The organism is Rhabdothermincola salaria (genome assembly GCF_021246445.1).
In the GTDB taxonomy this organism is placed as follows: domain Bacteria; phylum Actinomycetota; class Acidimicrobiia; order Acidimicrobiales; family Acidimicrobilacustridaceae; genus Rhabdothermincola_A; species Rhabdothermincola_A salaria.
Genome location: NZ_JAJQXW010000001.1, coordinates 1,164,574 through 1,182,929, shown reverse-complemented (window position 1 = coordinate 1,182,929; position 18,356 = coordinate 1,164,574). Strand labels below are relative to the sequence as shown.

At 71.2% G+C, this 18,356-nt stretch carries 19 protein-coding genes; 9 read left to right on the top strand and 10 right to left on the bottom strand.

The features are described from left to right. The first annotated feature begins 35 nt into the window (after positions 1 to 35). From LUW87_RS05585 to LUW87_RS05575, 3 genes are all read left to right on the top strand, one after another. Complete coding sequence (locus tag LUW87_RS05585) at positions 36 to 920, top strand: Bax inhibitor-1/YccA family protein (RefSeq protein ID WP_232670096.1); 885 nt, start codon at positions 36 to 38, stop codon at positions 918 to 920. A 107-nt stretch (positions 921 to 1,027) separates the two neighbouring features. Beyond that, positions 1,028 to 1,396: a thioredoxin gene (gene trxA, locus LUW87_RS05580; protein WP_232670095.1), complete on the top strand. Its 369-nt coding sequence runs from the start codon at positions 1,028 to 1,030 to the stop codon at positions 1,394 to 1,396. Between the two features lie 76 nt (positions 1,397 to 1,472). Next, complete coding sequence (locus tag LUW87_RS05575; protein ID WP_232670094.1) at positions 1,473 to 2,054, top strand: YqgE/AlgH family protein; 582 nt, start codon at positions 1,473 to 1,475, stop codon at positions 2,052 to 2,054. Here LUW87_RS05575 and LUW87_RS05570 read toward each other — a convergent pair. Then, entirely contained in the window at positions 2,027 to 2,308 is a 282-nt protein-coding gene (locus LUW87_RS05570; protein ID WP_232670093.1) for a hypothetical protein, read from the bottom strand. The genes LUW87_RS05575 and LUW87_RS05570 overlap by 28 nt on opposite strands. A 127-nt stretch (positions 2,309 to 2,435) precedes the next feature. On the opposite strand from LUW87_RS05570, the gene LUW87_RS05565 reads away from it, so the two are divergent. Next, complete coding sequence (locus LUW87_RS05565) at positions 2,436 to 3,245, top strand: L,D-transpeptidase family protein (RefSeq protein ID WP_232670092.1); 810 nt, start codon at positions 2,436 to 2,438, stop codon at positions 3,243 to 3,245. Positions 3,246 to 3,291: 46 nt separating this feature from the next. After that, positions 3,292 to 4,926, top strand: a complete 1,635-nt coding sequence (locus LUW87_RS05560) for a DEAD/DEAH box helicase (protein ID WP_232670091.1) — start codon at positions 3,292 to 3,294, stop codon at positions 4,924 to 4,926. Positions 4,927 to 4,933: 7 nt separating this feature from the next. Here the strand turns inward: LUW87_RS05560 and LUW87_RS05555 are convergent, their stop codons facing one another. The 3 genes from LUW87_RS05555 to LUW87_RS05545 form a co-directional block, all read right to left on the bottom strand. Next, entirely contained in the window at positions 4,934 to 5,683 is a 750-nt protein-coding gene (locus tag LUW87_RS05555; RefSeq protein WP_232670089.1) for an SDR family NAD(P)-dependent oxidoreductase, read from the bottom strand. Positions 5,684 to 5,835: 152 nt separating this feature from the next. Then, positions 5,836 to 6,216, bottom strand: a complete 381-nt coding sequence (locus LUW87_RS05550; RefSeq protein WP_232670088.1) for a nuclear transport factor 2 family protein — start codon at positions 6,214 to 6,216, stop codon at positions 5,836 to 5,838. A gap of 1 nt (position 6,217) precedes the next feature. After that, entirely contained in the window at positions 6,218 to 7,366 is a 1,149-nt protein-coding gene (locus tag LUW87_RS05545; RefSeq protein ID WP_232670087.1) for an NDMA-dependent alcohol dehydrogenase, read from the bottom strand. Between the two features lie 237 nt (positions 7,367 to 7,603). Here LUW87_RS05545 and LUW87_RS05540 point away from each other — a divergent pair, with 237 nt between their 5' ends. Continuing rightward, the gene (locus tag LUW87_RS05540; protein WP_232670086.1) at positions 7,604 to 8,734 is read left to right on the top strand and encodes a nitronate monooxygenase; all 1,131 of its coding nucleotides are present in this window, start codon (positions 7,604 to 7,606) and stop codon (positions 8,732 to 8,734) included. A gap of 37 nt (positions 8,735 to 8,771) precedes the next feature. Next, positions 8,772 to 10,031: a cytochrome P450 gene (locus LUW87_RS05535; protein ID WP_232670085.1), complete on the top strand. Its 1,260-nt coding sequence runs from the start codon at positions 8,772 to 8,774 to the stop codon at positions 10,029 to 10,031. Positions 10,032 to 10,122: 91 nt separating this feature from the next. On the opposite strand, the gene LUW87_RS05530 is transcribed toward LUW87_RS05535, so the two are convergent. Further along, positions 10,123 to 10,686: a YceI family protein gene (locus tag LUW87_RS05530; protein WP_232670084.1), complete on the bottom strand. Its 564-nt coding sequence runs from the start codon at positions 10,684 to 10,686 to the stop codon at positions 10,123 to 10,125. 135 nt (positions 10,687 to 10,821) lie between these two features. Here LUW87_RS05530 and LUW87_RS05525 point away from each other — a divergent pair, with 135 nt between their 5' ends. Further along, positions 10,822 to 11,310: a MarR family winged helix-turn-helix transcriptional regulator gene (locus LUW87_RS05525; protein WP_232670083.1), complete on the top strand. Its 489-nt coding sequence runs from the start codon at positions 10,822 to 10,824 to the stop codon at positions 11,308 to 11,310. A gap of 49 nt (positions 11,311 to 11,359) precedes the next feature. Here LUW87_RS05525 and LUW87_RS05520 read toward each other — a convergent pair whose 3' ends face one another. The 4 genes from LUW87_RS05520 to LUW87_RS05505 all read right to left on the bottom strand — a co-directional run bounded on the left by LUW87_RS05520 (position 11,360) and on the right by LUW87_RS05505 (position 15,717). Next, complete coding sequence (locus LUW87_RS05520; RefSeq protein ID WP_232670082.1) at positions 11,360 to 11,980, bottom strand: flavodoxin family protein; 621 nt, start codon at positions 11,978 to 11,980, stop codon at positions 11,360 to 11,362. Further along, positions 11,977 to 12,450: a hypothetical protein gene (locus LUW87_RS05515; RefSeq protein ID WP_232670081.1), complete on the bottom strand. Its 474-nt coding sequence runs from the start codon at positions 12,448 to 12,450 to the stop codon at positions 11,977 to 11,979. The genes LUW87_RS05520 and LUW87_RS05515 overlap by 4 nt, the downstream gene beginning before the upstream one ends. A gap of 50 nt (positions 12,451 to 12,500) precedes the next feature. After that, positions 12,501 to 14,804 carry an arylsulfatase gene (locus tag LUW87_RS05510; protein WP_232670080.1) on the bottom strand — a complete coding sequence of 768 codons (2,304 nt, stop codon included), beginning with the start codon at positions 14,802 to 14,804 and terminating at the stop codon, positions 12,501 to 12,503. An 85-nt stretch (positions 14,805 to 14,889) separates the two neighbouring features. Next, on the bottom strand, positions 14,890 to 15,717 hold the full coding sequence (locus LUW87_RS05505; RefSeq protein WP_232670079.1) for an endonuclease/exonuclease/phosphatase family protein: 828 nt from the start codon (positions 15,715 to 15,717) through the stop codon (positions 14,890 to 14,892). Positions 15,718 to 15,873: 156 nt separating this feature from the next. Here LUW87_RS05505 and LUW87_RS05500 point away from each other — a divergent pair, with 156 nt between their 5' ends. Then, positions 15,874 to 17,481: a class I adenylate-forming enzyme family protein gene (locus LUW87_RS05500; RefSeq protein ID WP_232670077.1), complete on the top strand. Its 1,608-nt coding sequence runs from the start codon at positions 15,874 to 15,876 to the stop codon at positions 17,479 to 17,481. 20 nt (positions 17,482 to 17,501) lie between these two features. On the opposite strand, the gene LUW87_RS05495 is transcribed toward LUW87_RS05500, so the two are convergent. Next, the gene (locus tag LUW87_RS05495) at positions 17,502 to 18,332 is read right to left on the bottom strand and encodes an MBL fold metallo-hydrolase (protein ID WP_232670075.1); all 831 of its coding nucleotides are present in this window, start codon (positions 18,330 to 18,332) and stop codon (positions 17,502 to 17,504) included. Between the last annotated feature and the right edge of the window lie 24 nt (positions 18,333 to 18,356).

Below are 18,356 nucleotides of genomic sequence, written 5' to 3'. Positions count from 1 at the left end.
ACCGCTGGCACCGAGCCCTCGTACAAGGAGCAGTCATGGCCAACCCCGTCCTCACCCCCCAGCGCTTCGAGCGCGAGGGGGCCACTGGCCCCGGATGGGCCAGCACGGCAGGACCTTCCTCCGGCGCGGCCACCCAGGCCGCAGCCGGCACCAAGGCCGCCGGCGGGGGCCGTTTCGGCTCGATCCCCGACGTGCCCCACGACGGGCCCACCATGACGCTCGGCGGCAGCATGACCGCCATCGGTGTGCTGTTCGCCATCATCCTGGCCGCCGGCTCGTTCGGGTGGATGCAGGTCGATCAGACCTCCGAGGCCCGCATCGACCCCGAGACCGGCCAGGAGGTGATGGTCAACACCACGTCCATGCCGGGCTGGCTGCTGATCTCCGTGCTGGTGGGTCTGGGTCTGGCCATCCTCACCATCGTCAAGCCCAAGCTCTCGCCGTTCACGGCGCCCGCCTACGCGCTGGCCTACGGCGTCGCGCTGGGAGCCATCTCCGCGGTCTACAACGCCGAGTGGAACGGCATCGTGGTGCAGGCCATCGGGGCCACGCTGGCGGTGTTCTTCGTCATGTTCTTCCTGTACGCCACCCGGATCATCAAGGTCACCAAGAAGTACGTGGCCGTGGTCGTGGCCGCCACGCTCGGCATCTTCGTCATGTACGCCGTGACCTGGATCGCGACCCTCTTCGGCGCCGACATCATGTTCTGGAACGAGCCCTCGGCGCTCGGCATCGGCATCAGCGTCGTCATCGTGATCGTGGCTGCCCTCAACCTCGGCCTGGACTTCGCCTTCATCGAGCAGGCATCGAAGGCCGGGGCCCCGAAGTACATGGAGTGGTTCGGTGCGTTCGGCGTCACCGTCACGGTGGTGTGGCTGTACCTCGAGATCCTCCGGCTGCTGTCGCTGCTGCGTCAGTAGCCGCCCGCATCGTCGGGCGGGAACATCCCGGTGCCCCCCGTTGTTGTATACCCCACTGGGTATCCCGCGAGGGGCCCGTCACGACCACACGAGAGGACCACCAGGACATGGCGACCACCACGCTGACCAAGGACACGTTCGAGCAGACCCTCGACGACAACGACATCGTCCTCATCGACTTCTGGGCCGAATGGTGCGGGCCCTGCAAGATGTTCGCACCGGTCTACGAGAAGGTCTCCGAGGCCCACCCGGGCGTGGTGTTCGCCAAGGTCGACACCGAGGCCGAGCCCGAGCTCGCTGGAGCCTTCCAGATCCAGTCCATCCCCACGCTGATGGCCGTGCGCGACAAGGTCGTGCTCTACAGCCAGCCCGGTGCCCTGCCCGAGCAGGCCCTCGAGGACATCGTCCGCCAGATCGAGTCCATCGACATGGAGCAGGTGCACCAGCAGATCGCCGACGAGAAGACCGAGGGCTGAACGCCCCGATCCCTGGGGGCCGCGCCGCCCTGCGGCGACCGTCCGTGGTCCGCGGCCGCGTGCCATCATCGATGGCGTGACCGATCGTGCGCTCGCCGGTTGCCTGCTCGTGGCCACACCGGTGATCGGTGACCCCAACTTCGACCGGACGGTCGTGCTGCTCCTCGACCACGGTGACGACGGTGCGCTGGGGTTGGTGCTGAACCGGCCCACCGACGTCGACGTCGGCGGATCGCTCCCGCAGTGGGCGCCGCTGGCGTCGGATCCGGCGGTGGTCTTCGTCGGTGGACCGGTCGAGCAGGCCGCGGCCATAGGCCTCGGTCGGCCGGCGCCGGGGTCGCACGACCCCGGTGACCGACCCTGGAGCCCGATCCCGTTGGCCACCGACGGGCCCGGCCCGCTGGCCACGCTCGACCTGGGCGCCGACCCCGGCCCCGACCCTCGCCTCGAGGAGGTGCGGGTCTTCGTCGGGTACTCCGGCTGGGGGGCGGGGCAGCTCGAAGCCGAGCTCGACCAGGAAGCCTGGTTGGTGGTGCCCGCTCTCGGTGCCGACCTGTGGAGCGACCGCCCCGACGACCTCTGGCGCATCGTGCTGCGTCGCCAGCAGGGGAGTACGGCGTGGCTCTCGCTCTACCCCTCGGACCCGTCGGGCAACTGACCGGCCGACCCGGGGTCGGGGCGTCGGGTTCGACGGGCCCGGATCAGCACCACGGTGACGACGACCACCAGCACGACCCCGGCCACGAACAGCGGCAGGACATGGGTGCGTCCCGACGCGGAATCGGGCACGGCTCGGTCGGCGGGCACGATCAGCTCCAGCTCGGGGGCGGTGCCGGTGGGGCCGATGAGGGTGCTGGGGGGGCCGGCCACCTCGTCGGGGAGGTGCACCGTCACCGAGGGGGGCGGTTCCACGCGGCGAGCCTAACGGGGCCCGGCCCGGGTGCCGGGGTCGGTCCCGACGGGGCGTGACGCCCCCCGCCGGCCCCGGTTGGAGCTCGCGATGCCGCCGCCGGGCTCGCTTCTGGAAGAGTGGAGGGCGATGTCTGGTCCCTCCCTCGCTCCCCGACTGCTCCGTCTCGCCGCCCTCGTGGGCCTGGCGGTGGTCCTGGCGTCGTGCGCCGGCGGTGGCGGCTCGCAGCCCACCGGGGCTCCCGACAGTGCCGCGAGTCCCACCACGGCGTCCCCCTCCACCACGTCGGCGAGCACCACGACCGCGGCGCCGACCACCACTGCGACTCCCACCACGACCGCCGCCCCCACCACGACGACGACGACCGTCCCCGAGCCGGTCTCGGTGGTGCCCGACACCTCCGAGGAGATCGGTGCCCTGCAGTACGAGCTGGCGGCTCGCGGCTTCGCGGTGACCGATCCCCCCGGCGAGTACGGCCCGGGCACCCGCCACGCGGTCATGGCCTTCCAGAAGCTGCACGGGCTGGCCCGCGACGGCGTGGCCGGACCGCAGACCCTCGGCGCCCTCGCCTCGGCCGGGCCGGTGGAACCCCGGCTCGGTCGCCACCCGCACATCGAGGTCGACCTGGCGGCCCAGGTCGTGATCGTGGTGGAGGCGGCGGGCAACGTCACCGCCCTCAACGCCACCTCCGGTGCGGCGGCCACCGCCACGCCGCCGGGGGACTACAGCATCTTCCGCCAGGTCGACGGGTGGGACCCCGGACCCTGGGGACCCCTCTACCGGCCCAAGTACTTCGTGGGCGGCATCGCCTTCCACGGGGGCTACCCGGTGTTGGCCAGCCCGGCCTCCCACGGCTGCGTGCGGCTGCCCGATCCCTCGGTCGACTGGCTCTGGGCCTCGGGAGCAGGGGCCGTGGGCACCCCCGTCGACGTGTACTGAGCCATCCGGAGGGGGCCCCGGGCCTCGGTAGACTCCGGCGCTCGACATGTCGCGCTCCGTCCGCCTCCGGCCCTGGCAGAAACAGGCCCTCGAACGCTTCCAGACCTCGAGCGATCCCGACTTCCTGGCCGTGGCCACCCCGGGGGCGGGCAAGACGACCTTCGCCCTGACCGCGGCGGTGCAGCACCTGGCCACCCACCCCGACCGACGGGTGGTGGTGGTGGCGCCCACCCAACACCTGAAGGTGCAGTGGGCCAGTGCGGCCGCTCGCCTCGACCTGCACCTCGAGCCGCAGTGGTCGGCCCGGGACGGGCGGCTGCCGGCGGACATGCACGGCATCGTGGTCACCTACCAGCAGGTGGCCATGCAACCGGTGGCTCTCCGAGGGATCGCCGCGGGGGCGTTCGTGATCTTCGACGAGCTCCACCACGCCGGCGACGACCGGGCATGGGGGGAGGGCGTGCGCACCGCGTTCGAGCTGGCCGCGCGGCGCCTGGCCCTCTCGGGCACCCCGTTCCGCTCCGACACCGCCGCCATCCCGTTCGTGCACTACGACGACTTCGGCGAGGCCCACGCCGACTACGAGTACGGCTACGGCGAGGCCCTCGTCGACGGCAAGGTGGTGCGCCCCGTGTACTTCCCCCGGATCGACGGTCAGATGGAGTGGGTCGGACCCGACGGCACGGAGTACGCCCACACGTTCGACGACGCCCTCGATCACGCCCGGTCCGGCCAGCGGCTGCGCACCGCGCTGTCGCTGAGTGGCGAGTGGCTGCCGGTCGTGCTCGATCAGGCCCACGCCCAGCTCCAGGCCATCCGGGTGACCCAGCCCCATGCCGGCGGCCTGGTGATCGCCATGGACCAGGAGCACGCCCGGGGGATCGTCGAGTTGCTGCGTCGACGTCACGGCGTGCACTCCACCCTCGTGGTCAGCGACGACCCCACCGCCTCGGCCCGCATCGAGCACTTCGCCGAAGGCGATCAGCCGTGGATCGTGGCGGTGCGCATGGTCTCCGAGGGCGTCGACATCCCTCGCCTGCGGGTCGGGGTCTTCGCCACCAACACGGTGACCGAGCTGTTTTTCCGCCAGGCCACCGGCCGCCTGGTGCGTTGGACGCAGGGGCTTCGCTCGCAGAAGGCGTTCTTCTTCATCCCGGACGACCCCCGTCTGCGACGCTTCTCGGCGGGGATCGCCGAGCAGCGTCGCCACAGCCTGCGCCGGCGCGACGACGAGGAGGGCCGCGAGGGCGACGACGGGATCGACGACGCCGTGCCGGTGTCTGCCCAGGAGGAGCAGCTGTCGTTGTTCTCGGCGCTCTCGGCGGTCACCCTCGGCGGCCACGAGCCGGAGTGGGTCAGTGAGGACCACGATCCCGACGGCGTGCTCGCGCTCGACGACGGTGACGAGGACGAGGACCTGACCATCCTGCTGGCCCCACCGCCCCGCCCGGGGGGAGGGGGCAGCCACACCCACCACCGCACCCGGAGGGAGCACAAGGCCCACCTACGGATGGAGAACGCCGAGCGGGCCCGCGACATCGTGCGCCGCTCGGGGCTCACCCATGCGCAGGTGAACGCCGAGCTCAACCGCCTGTCGAGCGTGCGCCGGGTGTCCGAGGCCACCGTCGAGCAGCTCGAACGCCGGCTCAACCAGGCCGACCGTTGGCTGTCGCGGCTGTGAGGTTGCCTCAGGTGGTGACCGACCCGCCGTTGATCTGGATGGTCTGACCGGTCACCCACTCGGCCTCCGGGGACGCGAGGTACACGCAGGCGTACCCGATGTCCTCGGGCACCCCGGTGCGTTTGGTGGGGATCTGGCGGGCGAGCGCCTCGGTGACGCTCTGGTCTTCGTTGGTCATCAAGCCGATGGCCAGGGTGTTGGCGGTGACGCCGTAGCGGGCGTTCTCGATGGCGAGGTGGCGCATGAAGCCGATGGCCCCGCCCTTGCCGGCGGCGTAGGGCGAGACCCCGATGTTGAGGCCCACCAGGCCGGCGCCGGAGGCGATCGTGATGATGCGGCCCCAGCCCCGTTCGCACATGCCGTTGATGACCGCGTGGCTGCAGTTCAAGACGCCGTAGAGGTTGACGTCGATGGGACCTCGCCACGAGGCCGGGTCGGACTCGCGGAACTGGGTGGGGCGCATCCCCTCGGCGCCGCCGTTGCCTGCGTTGTTGACCAGCACGTCGACGGGACCGAGCGTCCCTTCGACCTCGGCCACCCCCGCGGCGACCGCCTGGTGGTCGGTGACGTCGAAGCCGATGGCCACGGCGCGCCCCCCGGCGGCCTCGATGGCGGCCACCGTGTCCGCCGCCCTCTCCGGTCGGATGTCGTTGACGGCGACGGCGGCGCCCTGCTCGGCGAGCAGCCGGGCGATGCCGGCGCCCACGTTCTGGCCGGCCCCGGTCACCAGAGCCACCTTGTCCTCGAGCTCGAACACAGCTCCCCCTGTCGGTCGTGCGCTGGGGGCAGTCAACCACAACGGCCGGTCGGGGCCGGGCCTCCGCCCGGCGAGTGTCATGGTCCCGACGCGGCCGAGGGCAGCCCCTCTCGGTGGGGCTGCCCTCGGCGGCGTGCAGGTGCGGCGGTCGGTCAGGCGTCGGGGTCGGCCTCGCCGTCGGCGAAGGCCCGCATGCTGGTGATCTTGCCGGCGTCGTCGAAGGTCATGAGGTCGGTGGTGGCCATGGCGATCTTGGTCTCGCCGAGGTCGATGTCGATGCGGAACTGGAAGGCCGCTTCGCCCCCGCACACGGTGACGGGACCGATGCGGCGCATGACCGGCGTGACCCCGAGCTTGGTGATGCCGTCGTAGAAGTCGCGGATGGCCTCGCGGCCCACCTTCCTCTCCGAGCCGACGGGGTCCTCGACCCAGCAGTCGTCGGCGTAGAGGGCCATGATCCCGTCGGTGTCGCCGGCGCTGACCAGCTCCACGTAGCGATCGCAGATGGCGACGAGCTCTTCTCTGGTGGTCATGTCAGCTCCCGTACACGATGACGCCGCGGATGTTCTTGCCGTCTCGCATGTCCTGGTACCCCTGGTTGATGTCGTCGAGCCCGTAGGTGCGGGTGACGAGCTCGTCGAGCTTGAGCTGGCCGCTGCGGTACAACCCCAGCAGGCGGGGGATGTCGTAGCGGGGGTTGGCGCTGCCGAAGATGGTGCCCACGAGCGACTTCTGCTGCATGGCCAGGTCGAAGAGGTTGAGGTTCACGTCGTTGGCCTTCATGTCGGCCACGGCGGTGAACACCAGCTTGCCGCCCTTGGCGACGAGGCCCATGTAGGTGCCGACGTCGGCCCCCTTGCCCTCGCCGACGGTGACGATGACCTTCTCGGCGTTGCGGCCCCACGTGAGCTCACCGAGCAGGGCCTGGGCCTCCTCGGCGGTGGCGACCGCGTGGGTGGCACCGAACTGCTGGGCCTGCTCCCGCTTGAACTCCACCGGGTCGATGGCGATCACGTAGCGGGCGCCGGCGAGGTGGGCCCCCTGCACGGCGTTCATGCCGACACCGCCCGTGCCGATGACCACCACGGTCTCACCCGGGGCGACGTCGGCGGCGTAGGTGGCCGATCCCCAGCCGGTGGTGACGCCGCAGGCGACCAGGCAGGCCTTGTCGAGGGGGAGGTCGGGCTCGACCTTGACCAGTGAGTTGAGGTGGACCACGGAGTGCTCGGCGAAGGTCCCGAGGCAGCACATCGTGGCGATGTCCTTGCCGTCGAGGGTGTGGTGGCGGCTGGTGCCGTCGGCCTGGTGGCCGCTGAGGAGGTGGGCGCCCATGTCGCAGAGGTTCTGGTTGCCGCTGGCGCACGACGGGCAGCGTCCGCAGGACGGGACGAACGAGGTGACCACGTGGTCGCCCACGGACAGCTCGGTGACTCCCGGGCCGACCTCGACCACCACGCCCCCGCCTTCGTGGCCCATGATGATCGGGTACTGCTGCCAGCCGAGCATGTCGAGGACCTCTTGGTCCATCGCCATGTCGCCGGTCACCATGTGCTCGTCCGAGTGGCACATCCCGCTGGCTTCGAACTGGACGAGGACCTCGCCCTCCTTGGGCGGGTCGAGCTCGATCTCCTCGACCACGTAGTCGGTGTGTGGCGCGTAGAGCACGGCGGCGCGGGTGCGCATTGGTTCCCCCTGTTGCGGTGATGAGGCCGGCGCCCGCCGGCAGGCCGGGGCGGCGTCGATGACGTGGGGCCAATCTAGTGCTCCGGCCCCGGCGTGCCCGCTCCCGGCCGCCCTGCGCCGCCGTGCCCGACATGTGACACGCGAGCACTACTACGCTGATCTTGTGTAGCATGAGGGGGCCGCACCGCACGGTCGGCACGGGGTGGCCGGAGACGGCCCACGAGGGGAGCAACCACCATGAGCACGCCCATCGCCGAACGCCTCGGCATCGAGTTCCCGATCTTCGCCTTCTCGCACTGTCGCGACGTCGTCGCCGCCGTGACCAACGCCGGTGGCTTCGGCGTGCTCGGGGCCCTGGCCTACGGGCCCGAACGACTCGAGATCGAGCTCAACTGGATCGACGAGCACGTCGGCGACAAACCCTACGGCGTCGACTTCGCCATGCCGGTGAACTACGTGGGCAAGGGCGGCGGTGACGAGGCGTCGTTCCAGTCGCTCGATGCCATGATCCCCGAGCAGCACCGCCAGTTCGTGGACGAGCTCCTGGATCGCTACGAGGTGCCCGAGCTGCCTCCCGAGCTCGACGACCACGCGCCGGTCGCCGCGGCCGGTCTGGGCGTCGACGAGATGGGCCCCAACCAGGTGCAGGTCTGCCTCGACCACGCCGCCAACGTCAAGATGATCGTCAACGCCCTCGGCCCGCCCCCGCCGTACGTCATCGAGCAGGCCCATGCCGCCGGGATGCTGGTCGGGGGCCTGTGCGGCTCCAAGGTGCACGCCGAGCGACAGGTGGGCATCGGCGTCGATGTCATCGTCGCCCAGGGCACCGAGGCCGGCGGCCACTGCGGCGAGATCTCCACGATGGTGCTCGTGCCCGAGGTGGTCGACGCCGTCGGCCCCGACGTGCCCGTGCTGGCCGCCGGCGGCATCGCCACCGGCCGCCAGATGGCGGCCGCCCTGGCCCTGGGCGCCCAGGGGGTGTGGACGGGTTCGATGTGGCTCACCGTGAGCGAGGCCGACACCGGCCCGGAGGCGCTCGAGAACATGCTGGCCGCCACGTCCCGCGACACCGTGCGCTCGCGGGCCATGACCGGCAAGCCGGCCCGTCAGCTGCGCACCGCCTGGACCGATGCCTGGGAGGGGCCGGACTCGCCTGGCACGCTCCCGATGCCCCTGCAGGGCATCCTGCACCAGGAGGCCGGGCGCCGCACCCAGCGGGCCCACGCCAAGGAGCTGATCGGCTACCCGGTCGGCCAGATCGTCGGGCGGATGAACAAGGTCCGCCCTTCCAAGGACCTGGTGCTCGAGATGGTGGAAGAGTGGATCGAGACCACCGAGCGGCTCAACGGCCTCCTCGCCGAGGATTGACCGCACTGGTGCTCACGAGGCCTGCGAAGGAGACACGATGACGACCACGACCGACGTCGGCGGGACGGCGGCGACCGATGCCGCACCGTCACTGCACGATCCACGCACCTACGACCACGGCGTTCCCTACGAGTACTACCGCTGGTTGCGCGACAACGACCCGGTGTCGCACCACGACCACCCCGCCTATCCGGGTGGCTACTGGGCCGTCACCCGCCACGACGACGTGCAACGGGTGTCGCGGGACTCCGTCACGTTCCACAACGCCCCCGACCCCTTCCTCGACGACGGTCGGATGGGCGACGCCGAGGGTGGCGGCTCCTCCGAGCTGTTGATCAGCAAGGACGCCCCGGAGCACATCAAGCTCCGCAAGCTGGTGAACAAGGGCTTCACGCCCCGGCGCGTGGCCGATCTCTCCGACCGGTTGCGCGAGCGCACCGACGCCATCATCGACGACCTGGCCGGCCGCGACGGCTGCGACCTCGTGCACGACCTGGCCCTGTGGCTGCCCCTCCACGTCATCGCCGACATGGTGGGCGTCCCCGAGCAGGACCGCGCCATGGTGTTCGACTGGACCGAGCGCACCTTCGGGTTCGACCCGGCGGTCACCGCCGAGCAGCGGACTCAGGCCATGACCGAGATGTTCATGTACGCCGACGACCTGGCGTCGCAGCGCGAGCGCGAGCCGCGCGACGACCTCATGAGCGTCCTGCTCGCCGCCGAGGTGGACGGTGAGAAGCTGACGAAGTTCCAGATCGAGGTGTTCTTCATGCTGCTGCAGAACGCCGGCAGCGAGACGACCCGGAACCTCATCACGACCGGCACGCTGGCCCTGCTGCAGGACCCCGAGCAGCTGGAGTGGCTGCGCGGCAACCTCGACCAGCTGCCCACGGCCATCGAGGAGCTGCTCCGCTTCGTCACCCCGGTGGTGCACTTCACGCGAACGCCGGTCACCGACGTCGAGCTCGGTGGCCGATCGATCTCCGCGGGCGAGCGCGTCCTCATGGTCTATGCCTCGGCCAACCGGGACGAGCGGGCCTTCGCCGAGCCCGACCGCCTCGACCTCACCCGTGACCCCAACGACCACGTCGCGTTCGGTGCGGGCGGCCCACACTTCTGCCTGGGGGCGAGCCTCGCCCGCCTCGAGGCCCGCATCATGTTCGAGGCCATCCTCACCCGCTTCGAGGGGCTCGAGGTCGTGGGCGATCCCGCCACCTTCCCGCGGGTCAACTCGAACCTCATCGACGGCTTCGCCGAGCTGCCGATCACCTGGTCGGCGATCCGTCCGGCGCACTGACCGGCCCTGGCGCGGTCGACCACGAACGCGCGACGAGGCCCTCCCGGGCGTCGGGAGGGCCTCGTCGCGTCAGGTCTGCCGGCCCGCCGGATCAGGCGTTGGCGGGCTCTTCGACGTGCTGGACGACCTGCACGTCGAGCTCGATCTTGATCTTGTCGCCGACGAGCACCCCGCCGGTCTCGAGGGCCACGTTCCACTCGAGGCCCCAGTCCTTGCGGTTGACCTCGCCCTTGGCGGTGAAGCCGGCGCGGGTGCCGCCCCACGGGTCGCCGCTGACGCCGTCGAACTCGAGCTCGAGCTCCACCGGCTTGGTGACGCCCTTGATGGTGAGGTCGCCGACGAGCACGAAGTCCCCGCCGTCCTGGCGCACCTCGGTGCTGGCGAACGTCATGGTGGGGTGGTGCTCGACGTCGAAGAAGTCCTCGCCGCGCAGGTGGGCGTCGCGGCCCTCGTCGCGGGTGTCGACCGAGGCCATGTCGATGGTGGCCGTCACCGAGGACTGCGTTCGGTCCTCGGCCACGGTGACGGTGCCGGTGACCCCGCTGAAGCGACCTCGCACCTTGGTGATCATGAGGTGGCGGCCGACGAAGCCGACGGTGGTGTGGGAGGGGTCGACGTCCCAGGTGCCGGGGGTGAGGTCGTGGATCGAGGCCATGGTGCGCTCCTGTGTGGGGGGGTCGGTGGCGGCGACTGCCGCTCGTCCGTGGTGATTGTGAGCACAAGTATTGCCGGAAGAGATTGTGATCACAACCTTTGTGGGGAGAAATGTGCGGCGGGCTACGCTGGGGGCATGACCGAGTGGCTCGACGACACCGAGATGGCGGCGTGGCGAGGACTCCTCGGGGTGCACGCCGACGTGCTCGCCGAGCTCGAGAACGACCTCGTGGCCCGGCACGGCGTCACCGCCGGCGACTACGCCGTGCTGGTGGCGCTGTCGGAGGCTCCGGGCGACCACCTGCGGATGTGTGACCTCGCCGCCCACCTCCACCTCTCGCCGAGTGGGCTCACCCGCCGTCTCGACGGGCTCGTGAAGGCCGGTCTCGTGGCCCGTGAACCGTCCTCCGACGACCGACGCGTGATCCTCGCGGTGCTCACCTCCGAGGGCCGGGCTCGCCTCGATGCGGCCGCTCCCGACCATGTCGCAGGGGTCCGACAGGCGTTCCTCGACCACCTGGACCCGGCTCAGGTCGCCGCTCTGGCCGACGCCTGCGCCGCCGTGCTCCAGGGCCGGGCCCAGCGAGACGCGGCCGGGGCCCCGGCGCGAGCCGCGGCCCCCTGAACGTCGCCACCCGGCCGGTGCGGTCCCCACGGGATGGTCGGCCGCTCCGTCAGGCCGGGTAGCCCTCCCCGCGCAGCGAACGCGCCAGGTGGGCGCCGTTGGCCGCCACCGTCCTCGTGGTGGTGCGGGTCTTCTCGCTGCCATCCGGGAGGTCCTGGTAGTCGGTGCCGTGCATGGCCTCGCCCACCCAGTAGGTGACGCCCTGGGCGGGAATGGTGAAGCCCACGTCGTTCAACCCCTGGAAGAGCTCGGCGCTCACGTGGTGAGCACCGTCCTCGTTGCCGACGACTGCCACCACCGCCACCTTGTCGAAGGCGACGGGACGTCCCCGGTCGTCGAACTCGGCGAGGAAGGCGTCGAGGCGCTCGAGCACCCGTTGAGCGGGACTGGCGGCGTGACCCAGCCAGATCGGTGTGCCCAGCACGAGGATGTCGGCGGCCAGCACCTTGTCGCGCAGGACCGGCCATTCGTCGCCGTGGCCCTCGTCGCTCGTCACACCGGGCCGGACGTCGTGGTCGACGACCCGCTCGATGCCGAGCGAGTGCACACCGTGGCCGCCGAACGCCTCCATGACCTCGGTCAGCAACAGGTGGGTGCTCGATGGTCCGGCGTCGGTGCCCTTGAGGCTGCAGTTGAGCCCGAAGGCGGTCAGCGGCTCCGACTCGCTCATCGATCCGTCCCCTCGTCCTCGGTGCGGGCCGCTCGATCCAGGAGGTCGGCCAGGACGTGGGGTTCGGCCACGGTGACGGTGAGGCCCGGGTGGCGGACGGCCCCGAGGGGATCGATGCCCGTCACCGGCTCGTGGAAGGTGAGGCACACCCCCCGGGCGTTGGTGGTGGCGAAGGTGAGGCCACGGTCGGAGAACGACAGGTGGGCTGGTCCGGCGACCTTCCACCAGCTGAAGGGCCCGGACACCGTGGCCGAGGACACGTTCGACAACGGCGTGTCGACGGTCCACGGCCCGAAGCGGGCCACCAGGCGGTCCTGGTGGACCTCGACCCGGGCGGTGCGGTCCGTCACGCCGAACGCCAGCGCGGCGAGGGCGAAGCGGCGGTCGTGGCCGAACGGGAAGACGACGGGGTCGGTGCCTGCGTCGGTGGCCGACGCCGGGTAACTGGGAGGGGACGAAGAGGGGGGCATGCCCCCGACCTACCCGTTGGAGGGGTGAGGGTTCCCTGCCGTGGCGTGGATCAGTCGTACTTGGCGCCCAGCTTGCGCAGCAGGTCCACGACGTCGTCGGGCTGATCGGGCGGTCCGTCGCCCGGGGTGTAGGTGACGGACCGGAGCTGGCCCGAGTAGGGGTAGGAGCCGTGCTCGCGGAACAGGTCCCAGCACACCGGTGAGCGTGGGTCGCGACCGACCGAGATGCCCTCGAACGGCGCCATGCCGTACAGGAGGGGGACCTCGGCCGACTCGGGTCCGGCCACGCCGTCGACCTCGATGGTGATCCGCCACTGGCCGTTGCCGATGGCCGACAGGTGGGCGGTGACCTCGTGGTCGCCGGGCCCCACCGCGGGCCCCGTCACCTGGGTCATGGTGCCCCGCCCGTCGTTGTGGCGCAGCGCCGGGAGGCCCCCCTCCAGCACATAGAGGGCGTAGCCGCCGCTCTGGTCGCCGTGGGCCACCAGGGTGCCGTGGTCGCCCTCGGTGACGTGGAGCCGGGCGGTGATGTCCACGCTGCACATCCACACCAGCTGCAGGGACCGCCACCGCTCGAGGGTGGGGGTGCCCGGCCAGATGGTGAGCGGGGCGCGCACCACGTCGGTGTGGGGTGGCCGCAGGACGTACTTGAGACCGGTGCCCTCGTCGAGGGGGAAGATCTGCGTGGCCCATGCCGCGGCCTCCCAGGCCCGGGCCAGCTCGGCGGTCTTCTCGGGCTGTTCGGCGGCCAGGTTTCTCAGCTCGGTGGGGTCGTCGGCGAGGTGGTACAGCTCCCACTCGCTGTCGTCGAACGGGGTCCAGGGTTGGTGAAGGGTCACGACCTCCCACCCGTCGCGGTAGTAGCCCCGGTGGCCGATCATCTCGTAGACCGCTTCGGTGCGTTGCGCCGGCGCCTCGGGGTCGAAGAGGGTGGGGGCCATCGAGCACCCGGTGATGGGCTTGGCCGGCCTCCCATCGCGCTCGGTGAGCGGGGTCACGCCGGTGAGCTCGAGGAACGTGGGCATGAGGTCCGAGACGTGGGCGTACTGGCGGCGCAGCGTGCCGCCCCCCTCGGTGAGACGGCGCGGCCAGCTCACGACGAACGGCACCGTGTGCCCCCCGGCGTGGGTGTTGATCTTGTAGAGGCGGAACGGGGTGTTTCCGGCCATGGCCCAGCCCCGCGGGTAGTGCGGTGAGGTCTGCGGGCCCCCGAGCAGGTCGAGGCGGGCCCGGTCGGCGGCCACGTCGTCGCCGTTGAGCAGGTGGACCATGTAGGAGCTCGTGCCGACCAGTTCGCCTTCGCGGGAGGCGCCGTTGTCGGACGTGAAGACGACGAGGGTGTTGTCGAGCTCGCCGATCTCCTCGAGTGCAGCCAGGATCCGCCCCGTGGATGCATCGACCGACTCGACCATGGCCGCGTACACCTCCATGTGGCGGGCGAACAGCTCGCGCTCGTCGTCGGAGAGCGAGTCCCATGGCTGGACCTCGTTGCCGGTCTCGCGGTTGCGGGGGGCCAGCTCCACCCCTTCGGGCACGATCCCGAGCTCGAGCTGGCGCCGATAGCGCTCCTCGCGGAGGGCGTCCCAGCCGAGGTCGTAACGGCCCCGTTGCTCGGCGATGGCGTCGGCGGGGGCGTGCAACGGGGCGTGCACGGCCCCGTGGGCCACGTAGGCGAAGAACGGCTTGGTGGGATCGGCCGCCTTGCCCGCCTTGATCATGGCGATCGCCTCGTCGGTGATGTCGTCGGTGAAGTAGTAGCCCTCGGGGTAGGCATCGACCTCGACCGGTGTGTTGTCGCAGACCAGCCGATGGGGGTGGTGCAGGTTGGTGAAGGCGTCGAGCACCCCGTAGAAGCGGTCGAAGCCCTTCTGGCAGGGCCACGACGACCTCGGTCCAGCATCGGATTGGCCGGAGTCCTTGCTGAGGTGCCACTTGCCGACCATGTAGGTGGCGTAGCCGGCGGCCCGCAGGGTCTCGGGGAGCGTGGCCACGTCGTCGGCCAGCTCCATGGCGTAGCCGGGGAAGCCCGGATCGGAGTGGGCCACGGTGCCCACCCCGGCGAGGTGGGGCTCCATGCCGCTGAGCAGCGACGCGCGGGTCGGCGAGCACATGGGCGTGGCGTGGTAGTTCGTGTAGCGGAGGCCCGAGGCGGCCAGGGCGTCGATGTTCGGGGTGGCGATCTCGCTGCCGTAGCAGCCGAGGTCGGCGTAGCCGAGGTCGTCGACGAGGACCACGACGATGTTGGGGGCGCCCGGCGGGGGAGTGGGGCGAGGCGGCCACCACGGTTCGGACGTGGCGAACACCCGACCGACCTGGCCCTCGAAGCCCTCGTACGCGCCGGTGCCGTCGGCCATGTGCTCGTTCCCCCTGGTCGTGGCCACCACCGTCAGCGGCTGGGCCGATGGTATCGACGACGCCGCGTCGACCGCGAGCCGAACCTCACATGTCGACGTCGGTGACCACGGCGAAGTGGTCCGAGGGCCAGACCCCGTCGACGGGTTCGGTGCCGGCGAGGTGGCAGGCCGCCACGTGGCCGGAGTTTCGCCGACGCGGCCAGCTCACCATCACGTAGTCGAGCCGGCGGTCCGGGTACACCGCCCGCTTCGGCACCAGCGGGTTGGCCGACGACCACGTGTCGCCCCTGCCGGTCTGGCCGGCGGCCTCCCAGGCGTCGACGAAGACGACGTCGTCGACGAGGGGGACCGACGCACCCGTCAGCCCACGCACCTCGTCGGACCACGGGACGGCGTTGAGGTCCCCGGCCAGCACCGCCGGGAGGGCCCGTGTCCGGGCGGCACGATCGCCGAGCGCTTCGGCCACGCAGGCGGCGAGATGGCGGGCCTGGGCCATCCGGGTGGCGGAGCGGTCGAGCCCGTGCTCGAGGTGGGTGCCGGCCACCAGGAACGGGCCCCCTTCCGCGTCGGGTCGCAGCACCCGGGCCAGGAGGGCGTGGCGCCACGTCGCGTCGCCCCGCTCGTCGCGGAGGGGCCGGGCCATCTCGACCTCCAGCGGCCACCGCGACAGCACGGCGTTCACCACCCAGTAGGGCGCCTGCGGGTACCGGTCGAAGCCGGCGAGGTCGGCGGCCGTCACCGCGTGCCACCCGAGCTCGGCGGCCATCTGCTCGGCTTGGGTCCCCCCGTCGCTGGTGACCCAGGACTCCTGGAGGGCCACCACGTCGGGATCCAGGTCGTCGAGCACGGCCACGATGGCCGCGTGGCGGTCCTGCCAGTCTCCGACCCGCCCCTGGACGTTCCACGTCGCCACTCGCACCGTCTCAGCCTGCCCGTTCTGGGCGACCCTCGTCGGGTCGGCGAAGCGGGTGAGGGGAGCGACGTCACCGTGGGGGTGGGCGGCGCGACACAATGGGAGACGCCCTGTCGACGGTGACAGGGCCCGAACGCTCTTCCCAGGGGGACATCGATGGACGCCGACAAGGTGGCGCAGTTCCAGTTCGCGGGTCAGGACATCCCGTGGCTGCTCGACGAGTGGGTGCAGCGCCAGCCCGACAAGCCGCTGCTGATCTGGGAGCCCCGCAGCGGCGAGACGCGCACGTGGACCTATGCCGAGTTCGTCGGCGAGGCCAAGCGGCTGGCGGCCGGCCTCGCCGATCGCGGGGTCGCCAAGGGCGACAAGGTGATCATCCACGCCGACAACTGTCCCGAGATGGTCCTCGCCTGGTACGCGTGCGCTCACCTCGGCGCCGCCGGCGTCACCACCAACACGCGCAGCGTGGCGGCCGAGATGGAGTACTTCATCTCCCACACCGGCGCGGTGGCGGCCATCACCCAACCCCAGTACGCGGCGCTGGTGGCCGAGAGCGGTCCGGCGCTGAAGTGGGTGGCGGTGACCGAGGACGACAGCGGCGAGGCGCCGGCCGACGAGGCCGCGGCGGCCGTGGCCGCCGGCGACTTCGTGGCCTTCGCCGACCTCCGAGGCGACGAGGATGGGTTCGAGGGCCGTGCGCCCGAGCCCATGTTGCCCTCCGGCATCATGTTCACCTCCGGCACCACCTCGCGCCCCAAGGCCGTGGTGCACACCCATGCCAACGCCCTCTGGACGGCCCGGGTGGGTCCCACGAACATCTCCATCGACAACGACGGCGTGTACCTCATCTACCTGCCGTTCTTCCACGTGAACGCCCAGACGTGGTCGATGTGGACCACCGTGCTGGGGGCCGGCGGCACCATCGTGTTGCAGCCCAAGTTCTCGGCGAGCCGCTTCTGGGAGGTCGTCGTCCGCCACGACGTCACCCACATCTCGATCATCCCGTTCGTGCTCAAGGCGGTGGCCGGCCAGCCCATCCCCGAGAACAAGCTGCAGGCGGGCGTCTTCGGGCTGGTGATGCCCCAGATGGGCGACCTGCTCGGCGGCGTCGACATCATCCCCGCCTACGGCATGACCGAGACGGTCATCCACGCCACCGGCTGGGTGCCCAACCGCCTCATCCCCCAGGGGTCGATGGGCAAGCCCACACCGGGCTACGAAGCGCTCGTCGTCGACGACGCCGGGGAGATCTGCCCGCCGGGCGAGGTCGGCGAGCTGTGGATCCGCGGCACCCGTGGCATCCAGCTCTTCCTCGAGTACTACGGCAACCCCGAGGCCAACGCCAAGAGCTTCACCGACGACGGGTGGTTCAAGACCGGCGACCGGGTGCGCCAGGGTCCCCACGGCGAGCTCATCTACTCCGAGCGCGACAAGGACATGCTCAAGGTCGGTGGCGAGAACGTGTCGGCCAAGGAGGTCGAGGACCTCATCCGCACCGTGCCGGGCGTGGGCGACGTGGCGGTCGTGGGCCGGTCCCATGACATGCTCGACGTGGTGCCGGTGGCCTTCGTGATCGCCGGTCCCGGCGCGCCGGACGAGGAGGAGCACGGACGCCAGATCATGGAGCTGTGCGCCGCCAACCTCAGCGACTTCAAGGTGCCGAGAGCGGTGCACCGGGTCGAGGACTTCCCCCGCGCCACGCTCGACAAGGTGGCCAAGAACAAGCTGCGCGACCTCGCCGACGAGCTCGCCGCGCAGGGCTGAGCCCGGCGGAGGACCCGTCGTCAGCAGCCGACGACGGTGAGGTCCTCACCCCACACGATGCGCCCGGCGAAGTGGGCGGCGGCGAGCGCCACCCACTCGTCGGCTGCGTCCGGGGCCGGCGTCGGTACCTGGTGCGTGAGCACCAGGGTGCCGACGCCGGACCTCGCCGCGGTCATGGCCGCCTGCTCGACGCTCGAGTGGTAGTCGATGGTGTCCCGGAACCGGGGCATGGGGATGGCGCGCACCAGGTCGTCGCGCAGCACCGTCTGGACGTAGACGTCGGCGCCCCGGCAGAGGTCGTCGACACCGGGGCAGGGCACGGTGTCGCCCGCCAGCACCACTGATGCGTCCTCGTGCTCGATCCGGTAGCCGACGGTGGGCTCGACCGGTCGATGGTCGGTCGCGGCCGTGCGCACCGTGACCCCGTCCCGGTCGAAGGGAACCGATGCGCCCGTGATCTCGAGCACCTCGACCCGGGGCTCCCAGGTGAGGTCCTCGTGGTGGGCCAAGCGGTAGGCGATGTCGGGGGCGAGCATGGCCAGGCACGCGTCGACCACCTCGGCCGTGCGGGGTGGACCGATGACCTGCAGGGTCGCGGGCTGGGCGCTCATCACCCAGTGGGTGGTGATGACGTCGTTGAGATCGCAGATGTGATCGCTGTGCAGATGGGTCAGCAGCACGGCGTCGAGCATCACGGGCAGGGCACCGGCCGCCGCCAGGCGCATGGTGACCCCGCGCCCGGCATCGACGAGGAAGTGCTTGCCGGCCGCTCGCACGAGGGTCGAGGCCCCGGCGCGCTCGGGGGAGGGGACGGGGTTGCCGGTGCCGAGGAGGGTCGTCTCGATGCCCATGGGCATCGATTCTTGCAGTAGGGC